2 protein-coding genes, 1 tRNA gene and 1 rRNA gene are annotated in these 4,548 nt (G+C 71.6%); 3 read left to right on the plus strand and 1 reads right to left on the minus strand.

Annotated elements, in window-relative coordinates:
- Both rrf and ACFWJO_RS31470 read left to right on the plus strand, forming a co-directional pair.
- A 5S ribosomal RNA gene (rrf, locus tag ACFWJO_RS31465) occupies positions 1 to 93 on the plus strand; the annotation flags it as partial.
- A gap of 5 nt (positions 94 to 98) precedes the next feature.
- Positions 99 to 171: transfer RNA gene (locus ACFWJO_RS31470), tRNA-Thr, on the plus strand.
- Positions 172 to 297: 126 nt separating this feature from the next.
- Here the strand turns inward: ACFWJO_RS31470 and ACFWJO_RS31475 are convergent.
- Positions 298 to 2,925, minus strand: coding sequence for a SpoIIE family protein phosphatase (locus ACFWJO_RS31475; protein ID WP_386870649.1), 2,628 nt, complete (start codon positions 2,923 to 2,925; stop codon positions 298 to 300).
- A gap of 452 nt (positions 2,926 to 3,377) precedes the next feature.
- On the opposite strand from ACFWJO_RS31475, the gene ACFWJO_RS31480 reads away from it, so the two are divergent.
- Positions 3,378 to 4,548: HAMP domain-containing protein (locus ACFWJO_RS31480; RefSeq protein ID WP_386870728.1), on the plus strand; the 1,171-nt coding region annotated here is incomplete at its 3' end.

Below are 4,548 nucleotides of genomic sequence, written 5' to 3' on the forward strand. Positions count from 1 at the left end.
ACGCCCGGTTACATTCCGAACCCGGAAGCTAAGCCTTTCAGCGCCGATGGTACTGCAGGGGGGACCCTGTGGGAGAGTAGGACGCCGCCGAACAACCCGCCCTTTTAGCTCAGTCGGCAGAGCGTCTCCATGGTAAGGAGAAGGTCAACGGTTCGATTCCGTTAAAGGGCTCAGAGAAAAGGCCCCCGCCTAATGGCGGGGGCCTTTTTGCGTTTCCTGGATGCAGAGTGGACGCATGAAGAAGGAGCCGGACCCCGCCGGGGCCGGCTCCTTCCCTTGTCAGGAGTATCAGGAGTGTCAGGAGTGGTGCGGCTCCGGGATGCGGAGGGCCAGGATCGCCATGTCGTCCGAGGCCGGCTCCTGGGCGAAGCGTTCGACCGCGCGCAGCACCCTTGAGGTGATCGCGCCGGCCGTCAGGCCCGTACAGGACCTGAGGACCTCGGTGAGGCCGTCGTCGCCCAGCATCCGGGTGCCTTCCCGGCGCTCGGTCACGCCGTCCGTGACGCACAGCAGGACGTCGCCCGGGTTCAGGGTGACCGTCTGCTCGTAGAGCTCCAGGTCGTCCATGACACCGAGGAGCGGCTGCGGGTCCGCGGCCGGGCGGACCGTGCCGTCCTGGCTGAGCCGGAGCGGCAGCGGATGGCCGGCGCAGACGATCTTCAGGACGGCCGAGCCGTCCTCCTGCGGGCGGAGCTCGCCGTACAGGAGGGTGAGGAAGCGGCTGCGGGCGCCCTCGTCGAGGATCGCCGCGTTCAGGCGTTCCAGGACGGCGGGGCCGCCGAAGCCCTCCCGGGCGAGGAGGCGCAGGGCGTGGCGGGCGAGGCCCGTGACCGCGGCCGCCTCCGGTCCCGTACCGCAGACGTCGCCGATGGCGAAGCCGTACGAGCCGTCGCGGATGGGGAAGAGGTCGTAGAAGTCGCCGCCGACCTCGTTGCCCTCGCCGGCGGCGCGGTAGATGACGTCGACCTCGACTCCGGGGATGTCGGGGAGGCCGGGTGGCAGGAGGCTGCGCTGGAGCGAGCGGCTGATGGCCATGCGCTCCGAGTAGAGGCGGGCGTTGTCGAGGGCCAGGGCGGCCCGCCGGGACAGGTCCTCGGCGAGTTCCAGGATCTCCTGGCGGAAGTGGTCGTCGGTGGGCTTGCCCAGGGTGAGCATGCCGATGACGCGGTTGCGGGCGACGAGCGGAAGGACGACGGTCTCGCCGCCGACGGCGCCCGCTGTGGCGAGCGCGGTGTCGATGCCGGAGGACACCGGGCTTCCGGGGCCGCCGAGTTCGCGCATGGACGCGCTGAGCGCGGCCCGGTGGGCGGCGTCGCCGGGAGCGGTCCAGACCCGGGCGCCGGGTGTCGGCACCGGGTCGGGCGGGGCGATGGAGACCAGGAGTTCCTTCAGGCCGTCGATGAGGTCCTCGTCCTCGTGGAGGACGTAGGAGAGGTACGGGTCCGAGGCCTGGTCGGCGATCGTGTAGACGGCGCACCAGGTGGCCAGGGTGGGGACCGTCATCTGGGCCATGAGGGCCAGGGTCTGGTCGCGGTCGAGGGTGCCGGCCAGGAGGTCGGAGGCCTCGACGAGGAAGCTGAGGGAGCCGCGGCGGAGCCGTTCGAGTTCGCCGAGGCGCGCGGATTCCACGGCCAGGGCGATGCGGTCGGCGGCGAACTGGAGGCGCAGGGCCTCCTCGTTGGAATAGCGGTTGGGGCCTTCGGCGGCGACGCCGAGGGAGCCGGTGAGGCGGCCCTCGACCTTCAGAGGGACCGTCACGACCGAGCGCATCCCGGTGCCTTCGAGGAGCGGTACGGCGCCGGGTACGGCGGCGAGGTCCTCGTGGACGGCGGGCATGCGGGCGGAGCCGTAGCGGCTGGCGCCGGTCTCGACGGGGACGCGGGCGAAGCGCTGGCGGGCGGAGGGCAGGCCCGTGGTGGCCCGTACCTCGAGTTCGGTCTCGTCGTCGGTGGCGAGGAGGAGGAAGGCGGAGTCGCCGTCGAGCATGTCGCGGGCGCGTTCCACCGTGCGCTGGAGGAGGCCGTCGAGGTCGTCCGGGGCGGGCGAGCCGATGAAGACCTCGAAGGGGTCGGCGGCGCCGCCGCGGTTGTCGCCGCCGGGCTCGGAGGCGGCGGGGCGCTGCGGTGTCTGGAGGACGGCGCGCTCGTACTCCCGTACCAGGAGGCAGACGGTGGAGGGTTCGCCCTGGGCGTCGCGGACCCGGAGGTGCGAGGCGTAGACGGGGATGACGCGGCCGTCGGCGCAGCGGATGCCGTAGCTGCCCTCCCAGCGGGAGAGGCGGAGGGCCTCGGCGAGGCCGGTGCCGATGCCGGGTGTGTGGGGCCAGGCGGCGAGGTCGCCGAGGGGTTTGCCGGTGACCTGCTCGGCGCCGTATCCGAAGAGTTCCTCGGCGTCCTCGTTCCAGGCGGAGATGGCGTCGGTGGCGTCGATCTGGACGACGGCGACGCGGACCCGGCTGTCGGTGAGGGGGAGGAGCGGGTCGGGCAGGACGGGGCCGGCGGAGCGGGTGCCCACGGGGCGTTCGGGGAGGTCGAGGTGGAACCAGACGTGTTTGCGGGTGGGGCTGTAGTCGACGCCCCAGCGGGTGGCGAGGGTGGCGCAGAGCAGAAGGCCCCGGCCGTTCTCGCGGTCGGGGCTGCCCATGGTGCGGGCCTGCTGGAGGGGGATCTCGCGCTCGGGGTAGCGGTCGGCGACCTCGATGCGGACGCCGTCGTCGCTGCGGAGGCAGAGGACGTCGGCGGCGGTCCCGGCGTGGATGACGGCGTTGGTGACGAGTTCGCTGGTGAGGACGACGGCGTCGTCGACGACCTCGGCGTATCCCCAGCCCTGGAGTGTGTCCCTGACGAAGGCGCGGGCGGTCGCGACGGACCGCCCGACGGGTTCGAAGGTGGCAGCCGCCCGCGCGGTGATCACTGAACTCCCCATGTGCCGGTGCCCCCTGCTGACGCGCCCGTTCCCTGGCTCGGACATACAGGGTAGTGGGGCCGCTGACTCGGTGTTCAGGGGTATCCCCAGAGAGGGGCACCCCTGAACACCGAGGTGACGCATCTCGCGTCTCAGGTCGGCGCACGAGCTTCGAAGCTGCCGAACTGTTGTGACTCCGCTCGGCCCGGGGGTCCGCTTCTCACTGGGGCGGAACCGGGCGAAGGGGAAGCCCTGCCCGGTGGCGTAACGAGTCGTGGAGGTTGTGGGTTACGGTCGTGGGCCAGCTGCGGGGTGCGCCATGGTGGAACACTGGGGAAGCTCTCCCCGAGAGCCCGAGCAGAACGGTCGACCCCTTCGGGAGGGACACGGTGGAGTCTGGCACGACGACGCGGCGCGGTGGCGGTTCGCGGCCGAAGGGCGGCGGCCGGTCCCGGGGCGGGGGCACGGTGCAGGTGGACGCGGCGGCGCTGCAGCGGCTGCTGGCCGCCCTGGTGTCGATGCGGGACGGTAACTTCCGCAAGCGCCTGACCGTGTCCGGTGACGGGGTGATGGCGGAGATCGCGGCCGTCTTCAACGAGGTCGCGGACCGGCAGTCGCATCTGACGGGCGAGTTCGCGCGGGTGCGCCGGGTGGTGGGCCGCGAGGGCAAGCTGTCGGAGCGGCTGGAGGCCGGGGCGGCCGAGGGGTCGTGGGCGGCGACCATCGAGGCGGCGAACGCGCTGGTCGACGAGCTGGCGCGGCCCGTGTCCGAGGTCGGCCGGGTGCTTTCTGCGGTGGCCGAGGGTGATCTGGGGCAGCGGATGGAGCTGCGTTCGGAGGGCGGTGACGGGTCGACGCGGCCGCTGCGCGGGGAGTTCCTGAAGGTCGCGCGGACCGTGAACAACCTGGTCGACCAGCTGTCGGTGTTCGCGGACGAGGTGACCCGGGTCGCCCTGGAGGTCGGCACGGAGGGCATCCTGGGCGGCCAGGCCCAGGTGCGTGGAATGTCCGGTTCGTGGAAGGACCTCACGGATTCGGTCAACACCATGGCGAACCGGCTGACGGCGCAGGTGCGGGACATCGCGCTGGTCACGACGGCGGTGGCCAACGGCGATCTGTCGCAGAAGGTCACGGCGAACGTGGCCGGCGAGATGCTGGAGCTGAAGAACACGGTCAACCGCATGGTGGACCAGCTGTCCTCGTTCTCGTCCGAGGTGACCCGGGTGGCCCGCGAGGTGGGCACCGAGGGCGAGCTGGGCGGTCAGGCCGAGGTGGCCGGGGTCGCCGGTGTGTGGAAGGACCTCACGGATTCCGTCAACACGATGGCGGGAAATCTCACCAATCAGGTGAGAGGCATCGCCGAGGTCACCACGGCGGTGGCCAACGGCGACCTGTCGCAGAAGGTGCGGGTGTCGGCGCGCGGTGAGATCGCGCAGCTCGCGGACACCATCAACCAGATGACGGAGACGCTGCGGACGTTCGCGGACGAGGTGACGCGTGTGTCCGGCGAGGTCGGCGCGCAGGGTCTGCTCGGCGGTCAGGCGCAGGTGCCGGGCGCGGCGGGTACGTGGAAGGACCTGACGGACTCGGTCAACACCGTCTTCCGGAACATCACCACGCAGGTGCGGGACATCGCGCAGGTGA

The organism is Streptomyces sp. NPDC127092 (genome assembly GCF_042722475.1).
Taxonomy (GTDB): domain Bacteria; phylum Actinomycetota; class Actinomycetes; order Streptomycetales; family Streptomycetaceae; genus Streptomyces.

Bases quoted from the DNA above. Each gene is read 5' to 3' on its own strand.
- ACFWJO_RS31475 (WP_386870649.1), bottom strand. From the start codon at position 2,925: ATGGGGAGTTCAGTGATCACCGCGCGGGCGGCTGCCACCTTCGAACCC.